Source organism: Antarcticimicrobium sediminis (genome assembly GCF_004348975.1).
GTDB lineage: Bacteria > Pseudomonadota > Alphaproteobacteria > Rhodobacterales > Rhodobacteraceae > Antarcticimicrobium > Antarcticimicrobium sediminis.
The window spans coordinates 82,560-97,310 of the sequence record NZ_SMFP01000011.1 but is presented as its reverse complement, the minus strand read 5'-3'; the positions used below and the strand labels follow the sequence as shown (position 1 = coordinate 97,310).

The 14,751-nt window shown below is 64.1% G+C and carries 15 protein-coding genes; 7 read left to right on the top strand and 8 right to left on the bottom strand.

What is annotated here, in order from left to right; all coding sequences use genetic code 11:
• Window positions 1–7 precede the first annotated feature (7 nt).
• The 3 genes from trxA to E1B25_RS16040 all read right to left on the bottom strand — a co-directional run bounded on the left by trxA (window position 8) and on the right by E1B25_RS16040 (window position 2,760).
• On the bottom strand, window positions 8–925 hold the full coding sequence (gene trxA / locus E1B25_RS16050) for a thioredoxin (protein WP_425358939.1): 918 nt from the start codon (window positions 923–925) through the stop codon (window positions 8–10).
• A 107-nt stretch (window positions 926–1,032) separates the two neighbouring features.
• A complete protein-coding gene (locus E1B25_RS16045; protein ID WP_132830534.1) occupies window positions 1,033–1,821 on the bottom strand; it encodes an exodeoxyribonuclease III in 789 nt (262 codons plus the stop codon).
• 252 nt (window positions 1,822–2,073) lie between these two features.
• On the bottom strand, window positions 2,074–2,760 hold the full coding sequence (locus E1B25_RS16040; protein ID WP_132830533.1) for a response regulator transcription factor: 687 nt from the start codon (window positions 2,758–2,760) through the stop codon (window positions 2,074–2,076).
• A gap of 159 nt (window positions 2,761–2,919) precedes the next feature.
• On the opposite strand from E1B25_RS16040, the gene ribA reads away from it, so the two are divergent.
• Window positions 2,920–4,011 carry a GTP cyclohydrolase II gene (gene ribA / locus E1B25_RS16035; protein WP_132830532.1) on the top strand — a complete coding sequence of 364 codons (1,092 nt, stop codon included), beginning with the start codon at window positions 2,920–2,922 and terminating at the stop codon, window positions 4,009–4,011.
• Window positions 4,008–4,508, top strand: a complete 501-nt coding sequence (locus E1B25_RS16030) for a L,D-transpeptidase family protein (RefSeq protein WP_206338565.1) — start codon at window positions 4,008–4,010, stop codon at window positions 4,506–4,508. Before ribA ends, E1B25_RS16030 begins: the two co-directional genes overlap by 4 nt.
• Before the next feature lie 6 nt (window positions 4,509–4,514).
• Here E1B25_RS16030 and E1B25_RS16025 read toward each other — a convergent pair whose 3' ends face one another.
• Window positions 4,515–5,174, bottom strand: coding sequence for a YggS family pyridoxal phosphate-dependent enzyme (locus E1B25_RS16025; protein ID WP_132830531.1), 660 nt, complete (start codon window positions 5,172–5,174; stop codon window positions 4,515–4,517).
• 127 nt (window positions 5,175–5,301) lie between these two features.
• Window positions 5,302–6,297, bottom strand: a complete 996-nt coding sequence (locus E1B25_RS16020; RefSeq protein WP_132830530.1) for a porin — start codon at window positions 6,295–6,297, stop codon at window positions 5,302–5,304.
• 307 nt (window positions 6,298–6,604) lie between these two features.
• On the opposite strand from E1B25_RS16020, the gene E1B25_RS16015 reads away from it, so the two are divergent.
• From E1B25_RS16015 to E1B25_RS15995, 5 genes are all read left to right on the top strand, one after another.
• The gene (locus E1B25_RS16015) at window positions 6,605–7,111 is read left to right on the top strand and encodes a DUF3576 domain-containing protein (RefSeq protein WP_132830529.1); all 507 of its coding nucleotides are present in this window, start codon (window positions 6,605–6,607) and stop codon (window positions 7,109–7,111) included.
• 85 nt (window positions 7,112–7,196) lie between these two features.
• Window positions 7,197–9,755 (top strand): leucine--tRNA ligase, encoded by a 2,559-nt coding sequence (leuS, locus tag E1B25_RS16010; protein ID WP_132830528.1) that lies wholly within the window; start codon window positions 7,197–7,199, stop codon window positions 9,753–9,755.
• Entirely contained in the window at window positions 9,742–10,227 is a 486-nt protein-coding gene (lptE, locus tag E1B25_RS16005) for an LPS assembly lipoprotein LptE (protein ID WP_132830527.1), read from the top strand. Before leuS ends, lptE begins: the two co-directional genes overlap by 14 nt.
• Window positions 10,224–11,252 carry a DNA polymerase III subunit delta gene (holA, locus tag E1B25_RS16000; RefSeq protein ID WP_132830526.1) on the top strand — a complete coding sequence of 343 codons (1,029 nt, stop codon included), beginning with the start codon at window positions 10,224–10,226 and terminating at the stop codon, window positions 11,250–11,252. The genes lptE and holA overlap by 4 nt, the downstream gene beginning before the upstream one ends.
• Window positions 11,253–11,351: 99 nt before the next feature.
• Complete coding sequence (locus E1B25_RS15995; protein ID WP_132830525.1) at window positions 11,352–11,942, top strand: glutathione S-transferase family protein; 591 nt, start codon at window positions 11,352–11,354, stop codon at window positions 11,940–11,942.
• Here the strand turns inward: E1B25_RS15995 and E1B25_RS15990 are convergent.
• The 3 genes from E1B25_RS15990 to E1B25_RS15980 form a co-directional block, all read right to left on the bottom strand.
• The gene (locus E1B25_RS15990; RefSeq protein WP_132830524.1) at window positions 11,912–13,144 is read right to left on the bottom strand and encodes a TIGR03862 family flavoprotein; all 1,233 of its coding nucleotides are present in this window, start codon (window positions 13,142–13,144) and stop codon (window positions 11,912–11,914) included. The two genes, E1B25_RS15995 and E1B25_RS15990, sit on opposite strands and share 31 nt — an antisense overlap.
• Window positions 13,145–13,273: 129 nt before the next feature.
• On the bottom strand, window positions 13,274–13,885 hold the full coding sequence (locus E1B25_RS15985) for an enoyl-CoA hydratase/isomerase family protein (RefSeq protein WP_132830523.1): 612 nt from the start codon (window positions 13,883–13,885) through the stop codon (window positions 13,274–13,276).
• Complete coding sequence (locus tag E1B25_RS15980; RefSeq protein ID WP_132830522.1) at window positions 13,882–14,631, bottom strand: SDR family oxidoreductase; 750 nt, start codon at window positions 14,629–14,631, stop codon at window positions 13,882–13,884. Before E1B25_RS15980 ends, E1B25_RS15985 begins: the two co-directional genes overlap by 4 nt.
• Window positions 14,632–14,751: the final 120 nt, after the last annotated feature.

Sequence of the window (14,751 nt, the reverse complement as noted above, 5' to 3'; positions counted from 1 at the left end):
ACCGGCATTAGGCAAATATCATCGAGCTGAGCCTGCGACGTCCGTTCAGAACGATGGGATCATTGGGCTTGAGCGCTTCGAAAATGGTAAGCAGCTGGGCCTTGGCGGCACCATCGTTCCACTCCCGGTCGCGCCGAAACAGGGTCAGAAGTTGCTCCACCGCCGCCTCGACATCGCCATTGGCATGCAGCGCCGTGGCCAGATCGAACCGCGCCTGAAGATTGCTCTCGTCGGCCTCGACCGCCGCCAAAAGCTCGGCCACCGGGCCGGCATCCGCGGCCTGACGTGCCAGTTCCAACTGGGCATGCGCGGCCTCAAGTTCCGGCGCATGCGAAATCTCGGCCGGGGCGCCGTTCAGCACTGCCTCGGCCTGATCCAGATCGCCGGTTGCGATATGGGCCCGCACCAGCCCGCCATAGGCGGCGGCATGGTTGGGGTCTTCCTCCAGGATCGCGGCAAAGGTCTGCGCCGCATCGACTGCGGCCCCCTCGGCCAGCATTTCTTCGGCGGCGGCGACGGCCTCGTCCAGATGCCCACCGGCGGCTTCACCGCCCCCAGCCTCGATCGCCCGGTCGATGAACGCCTTGATTTCCGAAGCCGGCTGCGCGCCCTGAAACCCGTCCACCGGCTGGCCCTGGAAAAAGGCATAGACGGTCGGGATCGACTGAATCTGCAATTGCCCGGCCAGCATCTGGGCCTCGTCCACGTTGACCTTGACCATCTTCACCGCCCCACCGGCGGCCTTGACGGCCTCTTCCAACTGCGGGCCCAGCGTCTTGCACGGCCCACACCAAGGGGCCCAGAAATCGACGATGATCGGCAGCTCTTTCGAGGCCTCGATCACATCGGCCATGAAGGTGGCCTCGGTTGCATCCTTGATCAGGTCGGCGGCCGGTGCCGCACCATTGCCTGTGAGAATATCCATCATTTCAGTTCTCCGCTTTGCGCTTGCGTTCTATATGAAAGCTGTGGGCGCAGAAACCAAGGGGCAAGCATCGGGCCTTTGCCGCAATTGCCCTTGGCGCGCCGCGATCACAGGTCGAATTCGGCGAACACCGGGGCGTGGTCGCTGGGCTGTTCCCAGCCGCGCGCCGCGCGCAACACGCGGCTGCCATGCCCGGCCCCGGCGATGTCGGCGGTGGCCCAGATGTGATCCAGCCGCCGCCCCTTGTCGGCCTCGTCCCAGTCGCGGGCGCGGTAGGACCACCAAGAATACAGCTGGCCCTCGGGGATGTCCGAGCGGGTGACATCGACCCAGCCTCCGGCCTCCTGCGTTTCGGCCAGTTGCGCGACCTCGACCGGGGTATGGCTGACCACCTTGAGAAGTTTCTTGTGATCCCAGACGTCATCTTCGCGCGGGGCGATATTCAGATCCCCCACCATGATCGATTTCCCGAACCTTTCAGTGCGAAACCAGTCGCGCATCTCGGTGAGGTAGTCGAGCTTTTGGCCGAATTTCTCGTTCACCTCGCGGTCGGGTTTGTCGCCGCCGGCGGGCACATAGAAATTGTGGATCACCACCCCGTTTTCCAGCCGCGCCGCCACATGACGGGCATGGCCCAGCCCGGCGAAATCCATGTCGCCCATGTCCTCAAGCGGTCGTTTCGACAGGATCGCCACGCCGTTATAGCCCTTTTGCCCGCGCGCGACCATGTGGGTGTATCCCAGCGCGCGAAACCCCTCCAACGGGATCTTGTCCACCGGGCTTTTGCATTCCTGCAGGCACAGCACATCGGGGGCCTCCTGCTGCATCAGCTTGCAGACCAGCCCCTCGCGCAGGCGGACCGAGTTGATGTTCCAAGTGGCAAGGCTGAAGGGCATGACGTCTCTCCTGATCGCGTTGCCGGCAAGGTATGGCCCCTTTGCCCGCGCCACAACCGGAGTTTGCCGGCGCCGCCACCGGGACTCGCCCGAACACCCCACCCCCGAACACCAGACAAAAAAAGACCGGGCACAACGGCCCGGCCAAGTCCAACAGGGAGGTGCATGTCAGAACCCGGACATGCACGGGATGGCTTCAGATAAGGAAGTCGGGCGCCAACCGTCCTTGATCTACGTCAATTTTGTCTCGGTTCAGGCCATCAGGCGATAGCCGCCGGATTCCGTGACCAAAAGCCGTGCATTAGAGGGGTCCGGCTCGATCTTCTGGCGCAGACGATAGATGTGGGTTTCCAGCGTATGGGTCGTGACCCCCGCGTTATATCCCCAAACCTCGTGCAGCAGCACATCGCGCGGAACCACCCCCTCGGTCGAGCGATAGAGGAATTTCAGGATGTTGGTTTCCTTCTCAGTCAAGCGGATCTTGCGCTCGTCCCCGGTGATCAACATCTTCATCGCGGGCTTGAACGTATAGGGGCCAAGCTGGAACACCGCGTCCTCTGATTGCTCGTGCTGGCGCAACTGGGCCCGGATGCGGGCCAGCAGAACCGGGAATTTGAACGGCTTGGACACGTAATCGTTGGCCCCCGCATCGAGCCCCAGAATGGTGTCGGAATCGGTATCATGCCCGGTCAGCATCAGGATCGGCGCCTTGACCCCCTGTTTGCGCATCAGGCGGCACAGTTCCCGCCCGTCGGTGTCAGGCAGGCCCACGTCCAGCATCACCAGATCAAACAGCGATTCCTTCACCCGCTCCATCGCGGCATGGCCATCGCTGGCTTCGAACACGTCGAAATCCTCGGTCATGACAAGCTGTTCGCTCAGCGCGTCACGCAGATCCTCGTCATCGTCCACCAACAAGATCTTTTTCAACTGTGGCACGGGCGTCCTCCTGTTCACTACTTTCCAAATGAGCCCAGCACCCACCGAGGGCAAGTTTTGCTGCAACGGCTCACGCTGACGTGTCCCTTGCAGGGGATTTGTTTCATATTCCGACAAAACCGCCTAGATAGAACCCGACCAAAAGCCGGACCCTGACACATGAGCCTTCTGCCCGATATTAACGAACTTCTTGCCCGCGCGCGTGCTGACCTGCGCATGGGCGTCCCCGTGGTCCTTGACGGCGAGGACGGCGCGGCGCTTGCCGTGGCGGCCGAAACGCTGACGGCCGAGCGGTTGGGCGATCTGCGCGCACTGAGCGAACATCCGGTGATCGCCATCACCGCGCGGCGTGCCGAAACGCTCAAGGCGCGGGTCTATGATGGCGATCTGGCACGGGTCGAGATCCCCAAAGGGGCCGATCTGGCGTGGATTCGTGCGGTGGCCGATCCCGCCGACGACCTGAACGCGCCGATGAAAGGTCCGCTCAATGGCCAGCGCGGCGGCAGCGCGGCGCTGCACCGTCTGGCCATCGCCCTGACCAAATCCGCCCGCCTGCTGCCCGCCGTCGTGGTGGTGCCGATTGCGGAGGCGACCCGCTTTGCCGCCGAGCATGGGCTGACCCGGATCAATCACCAACTCGCGGTGCCACATCTGGGCGAACGCAGCCCGCTGAACGAGGTGGTCCACGCGCGGCTGCCAATCGCGGCTTCGGAGGCGGGGCGTTTGCATATCTACCGCCCCGAGGACGGCGCGGAAGAACATTACGCCATCGAAATCGGCCGCCCCGACCGCTCCAAACCGGTGCTGGCGCGGTTGCATTCGGCCTGTTTCACCGGCGATGTGATGGGCAGCCTGAAATGCGATTGCGGCCCGCAACTGCACGCCGCGCTGGCGCAGATGGGGGCCGAAGGCGCGGGCATCCTGCTGTATCTCAACCAAGAGGGGCGCGGCATCGGGCTGGCCAACAAGATGCGCGCCTATTCCCTGCAGGATCAGGGGTTCGATACGGTCGAGGCCAACCACCGACTGGGGTTCGAGGATGACGAACGCGATTTCCGCCTTGGTGCCGACATCCTGCGCGGGCTGGGCTTTTCATCGGTCCGGCTGCTGACCAACAACCCGAAAAAGATCGCCATGATGGAAAAAACCGGCATCACCGTGGCGGAACGGGTGCCGCTCAAAGTGGGCGAAACCGCGTACAACCGCGCCTATCTGGCCACCAAGGCCGCGAAATCCGGGCACCTGTTATGAGCCCCGAAGATCTGGTTCTGACGCCCACGGGGCTGCGCTTTGCCGGACGGCGGCTGCCCTGTTCGATCGGCAAGGGCGGCATTTCTGCCGCCAAACGCGAGGGCGACGGCGCAACGCCGGTCGGCATCCATCGGATCGTCGGCATGCTGTACCGGCCCGACCGGATCAGGCGCCCGAACGATTGGGCTCTGCCCATCGGGCCGCGCGATCTGTGGTCGGACGATGGGCGCGATCCGGCCTATAACACTTGGGTGCGCGCGCCCTATGCCCCCAGCCACGAGCGGTTGCGCCGCGCCGATCCGCTGTATGATCTGGTTCTGGTCACCGATTGGAACTGGCCCGAGGCGCAGCCCGGCGCTGGCTCGGCGATCTTCCTGCATCAATGGCGCCGCCCCGGTTCTCCGACCGAAGGGTGCATCGCCTTTTCCCGCGCCGATCTGCACTGGCTGGCGGCACGGGTCCTGCCCGGCAGCCGGATCATCGTACCGGCGCGTTAAGCACTCTCAGGCCGCCGGGGGAACACGTTCGCCGAAAATCGCTGATCCGACGCGCACATGGGTGGCCCCCAGCGCGATGGCGGTCTCGAAATCGCTGCTCATGCCCATCGACAACCCGGTCAGCCCGTTGCGCGCGGCGATCTTGGCCAAAAGCGCGAAATGCAGGCTCGATTCCTCGTCGACCGGCGGGATGCACATCAGCCCCATGAGCGGCAGATCCAGCGCCCGGCACTCCGCGACAAAGGCATCGGCCTCGCTCGGCAGGATTCCGGCCTTTTGTGGTTCTTCGCCGGTATTCACTTGAATGAACAGCGCGGGGCAATGCCCCTCTTCCTGCGCCAGACGGGCCAGCGCGGTGGCAACCTTGGGCCGGTCCACCGAATGGATCACGTCGAACAGGCCCATCGCCTGACGCGCCTTGTTGCTTTGCAACGGGCCGATCAGGTGCAGCTCGACCCCGTCATAGCGGGTCTTGAAATCCGGCCATTTGCCCGCCGCCTCTTGCACCCGGTTCTCGCCAAAGACGCGTTGGCCTTGATCCAGCACCGCCTCGACCCGCTCCAGCGGTTGCACCTTGGAGACGGCGATCAGCTTGACCGCCCCCGGCGCGCGCCCGGCCTCGGCCTCGGCCTTGGTGATGCGGGTTTTGATCTCTTCCAGCGGCATGACGGACCCTCTTTTTCAGTACTGGCAGCAGGAAAACACCAGTTGGCGACAAATGAAAAGGGCCGCAAAAAAGAAAAAGGGCAGGTCCGAAGACCTGCCCAAATCACGTCAGACGTGACGACAGCTATTAGAAGCTGAAGTACACACCAGCCTGAACGGTGGTGTTGTCTGCCGACGACTCACGCCAGCCAGCTTCGAAGGAAGCGCCGCCACCGAGGTCATAGGAGTAGTGGATACCGTAGGAGGTACCTTCGCCACGATCCAGCAGAGCGGTGTCGCGGTTGTCGCCACGGCCGGCCAGAACGTCAGCAGCCGAAACTGCGTCTTCTTCGGTGACCCAAACCAAGACGTTCGACGCTGCGCCGATGTCCATGTTGCCGTACAGGCCCCATTTGGAGATGCCTTCGTTGTCGGCATAGGCCAGACGAACGCCGTATTGACCCAGATCGCCAGCGATGGAAACTGCGACTTTGTCGCCCCAAAGTTCGTCGGTGTCTTGAGCGGCCAGAGCGGCAGTCCAGTCACCAAAGGTGTACGACACGCCTACGGCAGCGCGGTCAACAGCAACGGCACCGTTGTTGGTCGAGTACGACAGGTGGCCGTTGAAGGCGCCCGAGGTGTACAGAACTTCGACGCCGTTGGCGCCACCGCCACCGAGACCCGACGAATACGCATCCCAGTTGAAGTACTCGTTGCTCACGTTGGTGACCAGCGAGACGAAGCCAGCGCCGTCAATACCAGTGCCCGCGGTACGGGTTTCCAGGTACAGGCCGGGCATGTTTTCGATCGCGCCGATGATGTTGCCAACACCCAGCGTGAAGCCGCCGTAGCTGGCATAGAACCGTGCGCCGTTGAAGGCACCAATGCCGGGAGCGTTGTCACGGCTTTCGATTTGTGCACGAGTACGCGCGCCCAGAACAACGCCACCATCGGTTTCGGTGGACATGTCGAACTGCAGACGCAGACGGCTGGTGATGGTGGTGCTGGGAACTGCGTTCACAGCGCGATCGTTGGCGTCGTTATAGTCGATACCAAAACGGCCGTAGCCGCTGATCCGCACTTCGGCTGCAGCCATGCTCGCGGTCGCGATCAGTGCAGTCGTGGCGAAAAGAACCTTTTTCATAGTCTTTCCCTCGGTTTTGAATTCATACGCCCAAACCGGGGAATCCGGTGTGGGTATGGAAAGGGGTTTCGCTTGTTCGGGGCCATTTTGGCAAGAGTTGCGGACAGGCGTGGATCAAAGTGGTTCCGGATGGTGCAGCTTTGCCACAGTCCTGTTACACGCCCCGAAACCACTCCTACCCTACTGTATTGCCGGATTACCCACCCCGCGCTGTAAACACTGCATAGCGGAGAGCCGCACGAAAGCCTTGCCCAGCATGGCGCTGTTGGGTAGGACAGGCCAGAGTGGATAAGCCGGGGCTGCCTGAATGACCTTTCTGAAGAACCCGACCAAGGTGGTCTTGATCGTCACCATCTGTCTGGCTGCAGCCTCCTGCAGTCGTGGCCCGGGCCGTGCCCAAGCCGTTGAAACGGTCTCGATTGATGATCAAATCACCCATAACAGGGAATCAGCCGCCGGCGATTACGAACGTTCCTCGATCTGGGATCTGTTCGGCGGCGGCAAGGCTGACACACGGGTACAGGTGAACCGGTATCTCTGGTCTGCCTCGCTTGATGTGCTGGATTTCCTGCCGGTGCAGTCGGTCGATCCCTTTACCGGTGTGATCACCACCGGATACGGCACACCGCCGGGGGGCGGACGCGCCTATCGCGCCACCATCCATATCAGCGATCCGGCGCTGGACGCCCGCTCGCTCAAGGTAGCACTGCAAACCAAAGGCGGCACCCCGGTGTCCGCCGGCACCGCCCGCGCGGTCGAGGATGCGATCCTGACCCGCGCCCGCCAGTTGCGCGTGCGCGACAAGAGACTCTAGTACGCTGGCTCTGGAAACCGGGCCGAAACCGCAGTAACACCACGCCGGGTTTTTACCCGGCGTTTTCATTCAAAGGACCGCAGCAATGTCGCGTTACTCTGCCGCTGAAATCGAAGCCAAATGGCAGCAGGCCTGGGACAAGGCCGGGATCTTTACCGCGCGGCGTAGTGCCGACAAGCCGAAATATTACGTGCTTGAGATGTTCCCCTATCCGTCGGGGCGTATCCACATGGGCCATGTGCGCAACTATACCATGGGCGACGTGATCGCGCGCTATAAGCTGGCGACCGGGCACAACGTGCTGCACCCGATGGGCTGGGATGCCTTTGGTATGCCGGCCGAGAACGCCGCCATGGCGAGCGGAGGCCACCCCAAGGACTGGACCTATGGCAACATTGCCGACATGCGCGGCCAGATGAAGCCGCTGGGCCTGTCGATCGACTGGTCCCGCGAATTCGCCACCTGCGACCCGGAATATTACGGCCAGCAACAGGCGCTGTTCCTCGACATGCTCGACACCGGGCTGGTCTATCGCAAGAACGCCGTGGTGAACTGGGATCCGGTCGACATGACGGTTCTGGCCAACGAACAGGTGATCGACGGCAAGGGCTGGCGTTCTGGCGCCGAGGTTGAACGCCGCGAGTTGACCCAATGGTTCTTCAAGATCTCGGACATGGCCGAAGAGCTGCTTGATGCGCTCGACGGGCTGGAAAACTGGCCCGCCAAGGTGCGGCTGATGCAGGAAAACTGGATCGGCAAGTCGCGCGGGCTGCAAATGCGGTTCGCGCTGAGCGAATCGATCCATGGCCACGACGGGATCGAGATTTATACCACCCGCCCCGACACGCTGGCCGGGGCCAGCTTTATCGCGCTGTCCACCGATCACCCGCTGTCGCGCGCGCTGGAGGCCGACAATCCCGATCTCGCCGCCTTCAACGCCGAATGCCGCAAGCTTGGCACCTCCGAGGCCGAGCTGGAAAAGGCTGAGAAACGCGGCTTTGACACCGGCATCACGGTGCAGCACCCGCTGTACCCCGATCAGACCCTACCGGTCTGGGTCGCCAATTTCGTGCTGATGGACTATGGCACCGGCGCCGTCTTTGCCTGCCCTGCGCATGACCAGCGCGACCTTGATTTCGCCCGCAAATACGACCTGCCGGTGATCGACACCTTTACCGCCATGGACAGCGATGCGCGGGTCGAAAACACCGCCTTCGTGCCGCCGAAAACCGAGAAAGTGCGCTGGATCGACCAGCCCGCCGGTCTCAAAGATGCCACCGGGCAAGAGGCGATCGACGCCACCATCACCTGGGCCGAAAACGCCGGTCTGGGTCAGGGCAAGACCCAGTTCCGCCTGCGCGACTGGGGCCTGTCGCGGCAACGCTACTGGGGCTGTCCGATCCCGGTGATCCATTGCGACACCTGCGGCGTTGTCCCTGAAAAGAAAGAGAATCTTCCGATCAAGCTGCCCTATGACGAAGACGGCAAAGCGATCGATTTCTCTATTCCCGGCAACCCGCTCGACCGCCACCCAAGCTGGCGCGATTGCAACTGCCCGAAATGTGGCGCCGCCGCCCGGCGCGAAACCGACACGATGGACACCTTCGTCGATTCGTCTTGGTATTATGCCCGCTTCACCGCGCCGCATGCCGACACCCCGACGGTGATGGAAGACGCCGACTATTGGATGAATGTCGATCAATATATCGGCGGCATCGAACACGCGATTCTGCACCTGCTGTATTCCCGCTTCTTCGCTCGCGCGATGAACCGCACCGGGCATCTGCCTGCAAAGGCGATTGAGCCGTTTGACGCGCTGTTCACCCAAGGCATGGTAACGCATGAGATCTATCAGACCCGCGACGCAAAAGGTCGCCCGGTCTATCACCTGCCCGAAGAGGTCGAGGACGGCAAGCTGAAGGCCACCGGCGAGGCGCTGGAGATCATCCCCTCTGCCAAGATGTCGAAATCCAAGAAGAACGTGGTCGACCCGGTCAGCATCATCTCGGCCTATGGCGCCGATACCGCGCGCTGGTTCGTGCTGTCCGACAGCCCGCCGGAACGCGACGTGGAATGGACCGCCGCCGGGGCCGAGGCCGCGTTCAAGCATCTGTCCCGCGTCTATCGCATCGCTGCCGGAATCGACGCCGAGGCCCCCGCAAACGATGACGACGCCGCCCTTTTGCGCGAGATGCACAAATGCATCCATGACGTGACCGGCGGGGTCGAAAGCTTTGGCTTCAACGCCGCGATCGCCAAACTCTATGCCTTTACCAACACACTGGCGAAATCCAACGCCGGCGGTGCAGCCAAACGTCAGGCGGCGCTGGTGCTGGCACAGCTCATGGCCCCGATGACCCCGCATCTGTCCGAGGAAATCTGGACCCTGCTTGCCGGTGAGGGGCTGATCGCCACCGCGCCCTGGCCGAAAGCCGATCCGGCGATGCTGGTCGACGATACTGTCACCCTGCCGGTTCAGGTCAACGGCAAACGGCGCGGAGAAATCAGCGTACCCAAGGATATGGACAAGGCAGAGATTGAAAAAGCCGCGCTGGCAGTGAATGCTGTGCACAAGGCGCTGAACGGGGCGGCGCCGAAAAAGGTGATCGTCGTTCCCGGGCGGATCGTGAATGTCGTCGTTTGACCGCAGAAGCCTTCTAATCCTGCCGCTGGCGCTCGCCGCCTGCGGCTTTACGCCGATCTATGCGCCCGGCGGCACCGGCAGCGCCCTGCGCGCGCGGGTTGAGGTTCAAAGCCCCGAGTCGCCCGATGAATATGTTCTGGTGCGCACCCTCGAAGACAGGCTGGGCCGCGCGACGCTGCCCGCCTATCAGCTCAGCTACAAGCTCAGCACCACGACCGAGGAACAGGCGATAACCGCCACCAACGAGACCACACGGTACAGCCTTGTGGGTCAGGCCGACTATACCCTGACCGCGCTTGAAACCGGGACCATCGTCGCCTCGGGTCAAGTCAAGAACTTCACCGGCTATTCCGGCACCGGCACCACCGTCGAATCGCTCGCCGGCGAAAGCGATGCAAGCGAACGGCTGATGGTCATCCTCGCCGATCAGATCGTGACCCGGATCTATGCCACGGCGGACCTGCCGGAATGAAACTTTCGGCGCGCGAGGCGGACCGCTATTTCGCCCGGCCCGACCCGGACAAGACCGGCATCCTGATCTATGGCGCCGACGCGATGCGGGTTGCGATCAAACGGCAACAGCTGCTCAAGACGCTGCTGGGCGAAACCGCCGAGGAAGAGATGCGCCTCACCCGCCTGTCCGGCGGCGACCTGCGCAAGGATCCCGCGCAACTGCTCGACGCGGTCAAGGCGGTGGGGTTCTTTCCCGGGGCCCGCGCCGTCTTTGTTGAAGAGGCCGGCGACGGTACCGCCCCGGCGATCCAGGCCGCGTTAAAAGATTGGGCGCCGGGCGATGCCCAGATCGTGGTGACCGCCGGTGCGCTCAAGGCGACCTCGAAACTGCGCAAGGCGTTCGAGGGGCACGCCAGAACCTTCGCCGTCGGTCTCTATGACGATCCCCCCTCGCGCGACGAGATCGAGCGGACGCTGGCCGACAAGGGCATCCGCGATGTGCCGCGCGATTCGATGGCGGCCCTGACCGATCTGGCCAACACCCTTGGGCCTGGCGATTTCGCCCAGACCATCGAAAAGCTGGCTCTGTACAAATTCGGCGACGATCTCCCCGTTTCGCTTGAGGATATCGACGCCTGCGCACCGCGCTCGACCGAGGCGGCGCTTGACGATGTGATCAATGTGGTGGCCGAGGGGCGCGCCGGAGAGATCGGCCCGCTGCTCAGCCGGTTGCAGGCTCAGGGAACCAACGCCGTCTCGCTGTGCATCGGGACAACACGCCATTTCCGCACGCTTTACACCGCCGCCTCGGATCGTGGCGGCGCTGCAGCTGGCGTCGGCAGGCTGCGCCCCCCGGTCTATGGCAAACGGCGCGACCAGATCGTGCGGCAAGCGCAAAGCTGGGGCGCGATCAATCTCGAGGCCGCGCTGAGCCTGCTGACCGACACCGATCTGCACCTGCGCTCGGCCGGGCAGACCGCCCCCGCCATGGCGGTGATGGAACGCGCGCTGATTCGCTTGGCGATGCTCAGCCGGGCGCGCTGATCGGGGCACCTTTCCCCGGTGCCGACCGGCGCCGCCTGCCCCCTTGCAGCGCGAGCGGTTCCCGATCAAGGTTGCGCTGGAAAACAAAAGGAAACACGTATGTACAAAGTCTACGGTGCCGTCCAAAGCCGCGCCTTCCGCGTCTTGTGGATGCTGGAAGAAATCGGTCAGCCTTATGAGATGCACGACGTCAAACCGCACAGCGCCGAGGCTCTGGCACTGAACCTTTCGGGCAAGATCCCGATTCTGGTCGATGGCGATGCCGTGCTGACGGATTCGGTCGCGATCATCACCTATCTGGCCGACAAGCACGGCGCGCTGACCTATCCGGCTGGGACCGTGGACCGCGCCCTTCAAGATGCGCTGACCCACACCATTCTGGATGAATTCGACGCCGTCCTGTGGACCGCGGCCCGCCACCGCAGCGTTCTTCCCGAAGACCGGCGCATCCCGGCGGTGGACGACAGCCTGAAGTGGGAATTTCAACGCAATCTGGATCGTCTGGGCAAACGCTTTGTCGGGCCGTTCCTGCAAGGCGATAAAATGACGCTCGCCGACATCCTTTGCGTCCATTGCCTTGGCTGGGCAAAAAGCGCGGGCTTCCCGGTCGAAAACGACGTGATGACGGCCTATTTCAAGGATCTGCGCAAGCGCGACGCCTATGGCCGCACGCTGGCGTTGATCTCCTGACCTGACAACAGCCGGGCCGCCGCCGCGCGGCCCGCCCAGCGCCCGGTGGCCAGACATGCGGTCAACAGATAGCCCCCTGTCGGCGCCTCCCAGTCCAACATCTCGCCGACGCAATAGGTCCCGGGACAGGCGCGCAGCATCAGCACATCGTCCAGCGCGGCTCGGGTCACCCCTCCGGCCGTCGAAATCGCCTCGTCCATCGGGCGCAGGCCGTCATGACGTATCGGCAACGCCTTGATCAGCCGCGCCAGATCCGCCGGGTCGGCAGGCAACGGGCGGCCGAACTCCTGCAACAGCGCCAGCCGCGCGGGATCAAGCCTCAAAGCCTTGCGCAGGTGGTTTGACAGGCTTGCCTTGCCGCGCGACCGGGGCAACCGCGCGCTGACCTCCTCAAGCGTCAGATCAGGCAACAGATCGAGCCAAAGCGGCGCCCCCGCGCGCAGTGCCGGGGTCAGCGGATAGATCCCACCGCCCTCAAGCCCGCGTTCTGAAATCACCGCCTCGCCGCGCGAGGTAAGCCGCCCGGCACTGAACCGCACCCCTTTGACCGGCTGCCCGAACCGCGCCCGCATCGGACCCGACCACGCCACGCAAAGCCCCGCATTGGCCGGCGCAAAGGGGGCAAGCTCAACACCACGCTCCGCCAGCGACCCCGCCCAGGCCCCGTCCGAGCCAAGCCGCGCCCAGCTCGCCCCGCCCAGCGCCAGCACCGTCAGCTCCGGCGTGATCCGCACCAGCCCTTCTGGCGTGGCAAATCGCAACGCCTCACCCTCCCAGCCGGTCCAGCGCCAGCGGGTGCGCCACCGCACCCCCAGCCCCTCCAGCCGGGCCAACCAAGCGCGCAACAGCGGCGAGGCTTTCATCGCCTGCGGAAACACCCGCCCGGTCGAGCCGGTGAACACCGCCTGCCCCAGATCTGCGGCCCAGCCCTGCACCTCATCCGGCCCGAACGCCTCCAGCATCGGGCGCAGCCAGTCTGCCGCCGCGCCATAAGCGCGCAGAAAATCGTCAAGCGGCTCGTCCTTGGTCAGGTTCAGCCCGGATTTCCCCGCCATCAACAGCTTGCGCCCCAGTGACGGCTTGGCCTCGACCACCAGCACAGAAATCCCGGCACGCGCCAGCATCTCGGCCGCCATCAGCCCGGCCGGGCCTCCGCCCACCACCACAGCGCGGGGGGGGGGCTCTGCGCTGCGTTCGCTCATGTTCCCGATCCAACCTGAAGCACCGTGCCCGATACCCGATCCCGTTCATCGCCCGGGCGCATCATCCCGGCTTCTTCTTGACCCAAATACTCCCGCCGGAGGCTCCCGCCGCCAGCACAGGCACCCCGGTCAGGAGGCACAAAGCGCCGCGATGGCGCGGGCGACCTGCGGATCGGCGGCACAGGTATCTGCAACCAGCGCGCGCGCTGTCGGCATCAGGTCCTCGGGCTCCACGATCCGGTCGATCAGACCAAACGCAAAAGCCTCCTGCGCGGTGATCTTCTGCCCGCCCATCAAGATCAGCTTGGTCCGGGACGGGCCGATCAGCGCGATCATCCGCCCGGGGTCAGAGGGCTGCGGCAAAAAGCCCAGCTTCATCACCGGGTAAAAGACCTTGGCGGTGGGCACCGCGATCCGCAGATCACAGGCCAGCGCCATGCCCATGGCGCCGCCCGCCAAGGTGCCGTTCAGCGCAGCCACGGTCATCCCCGGCAGCCGCGCAATGGCCCCCGAAAGCCGTTCCCACAGCGGCGAGGTGGCAAGCCCGGCGCGGGCCGCTTCCAGATCGGCCCCGGCGCTGAACACCTTGCCCACCCCGGTCAGGATCAAGGCGCGCGCATCGCCGGCATCCTCGGCGATGCGGGCCAGTTCTTCCAGCATCTCGGGGGTCAGCGAATTCGCCTTTTCCGGGCGGTCGATGGTGACGATCCACAGCCCGTCGTCCTGCTCCAGACGGATCATACCAGACCCACCCGACGACGAATCGCCTCATCCCGCAGGGAAATCTCGGTGCCGACAAAATCGTCCGCATCGGCCGAGCACATCCACAACAGCGTGCGCGCCGGCCAGTCCGCCGGGACATGGTCAGACCACTCAAGCTGGCTGACCGGGTTGACGCCACTGGCCTTGATCTCGCGCTGCATCTGGGTTGCCACGGTGCCGGGGCTCAGGCCCAGCGCCCGGATACCGTTGCCGCGTTCTTCGGTGTCGAGACAGGCGGTCAGCATCGCCGCGCCCGCCTTGGAACTGCAATAGGCGCTCCACCCCTCCAGCGGATTATGCGCGGCGCCCGAACTGATCGTCAGCACGGTTCCGCCACCGGTTTTCTGCATCGCCGGAACCGCCGCGCGCATCCCGTAAAAGATGCCCTTGAGATTGATGTCGATCGCCTGCCCCCAGTCCTCGGGGTCGGCCTCGGACAGGCGGGTGATCGGATCGATCACACCGGCATTTCCGATCAGAACGTCAAGTCCGCCAAACCGGTCGAGCGCAGTCTGCACCGCCGTCTCCATATCGCCATAGCGACTGACATCCGCGCCCAGCGCCACCGCGTTCGGGCCGATCTCATCGGCCAGCGCCGCGACAGCATCGGCGCTGCGCGCCAGCAAAATCACATTGGCGCCAGCGGCTGCGAAAACCCGGCCCGCCTCGGCCCCGATGCCCCGGCTGGCGCCGGTGATCAGAACCGTCTTTCCCGTCATGTCCATGCATGGTCTCCCAAAAATCCTGCCGCAAGTGGTACTGTGCGATGACGTGCCGGTCCAGTCCTTCCCCCTTGACGCCCCCGCGCGCAACACAGACCATACGCCAGAATTTTCCAGGAGGAT